Origin of the sequence: Mucilaginibacter sp. RCC_168, assembly GCF_041355315.1 — a bacterium.
GTDB lineage: Bacteria > Bacteroidota > Bacteroidia > Sphingobacteriales > Sphingobacteriaceae > Mucilaginibacter.
On sequence record NZ_JBFUPN010000087.1, the window covers coordinates 1 to 518 of the forward strand.

Here is a 518-nt window from a genome sequence, read left to right on the forward strand (position 1 = left end):
TTCTGAAAAACCGACGGTGAATTTGAGCTGCTTTACATGTTCCTGACTGCCTCCTGAACGGAATCCGATCTTGATCAGCTTAGAAGAAAGCGATATCAGGGTTGAATCAAAACGCAATAATTGATGTCGCTTATTACCTTTTGGAGGTAATTGTGCTGAAAAACGTTCGAGACAATCCGTGTATAAAGCTTCGAAAAAGCTCGCATCTGCGCGGCTTAGGCGTTCACTTATAGAACTATAGTGTATCTTTTGCGTTGTCGGTTTGTCAGATAGATGGCTGAATGCATAAGAGTTAAAAATATTCTCCATTACTCTCAGACTGTTCTGTTTTACCTCGAACTGACTGTAAAGCAATAATTTAAAAAGTAAAGAAGCCGGCAGCTTCTTTACTTTGTGGTCGGTTTTATGATGGTCAACCAAAAAAGAAAGACGTTCCTCCGGAATCAACTTCAACAAGTCGGGTACTCGCATATACCCCTAAAGTTAAGGTTATCCATTCGTCTTCCCAACACCTGTGG

General features: G+C 40.9%; 1 protein-coding gene. It reads right to left on the reverse strand.

All coding sequences use genetic code 11. From position 1 onward, the window contains the following. The coding region (locus AB6735_RS28075) for a DUF4372 domain-containing protein (protein WP_370999495.1) at positions 1–471 on the reverse strand (471 nt) is incomplete at its 3' end. Positions 472–518 lie beyond the last annotated feature (47 nt).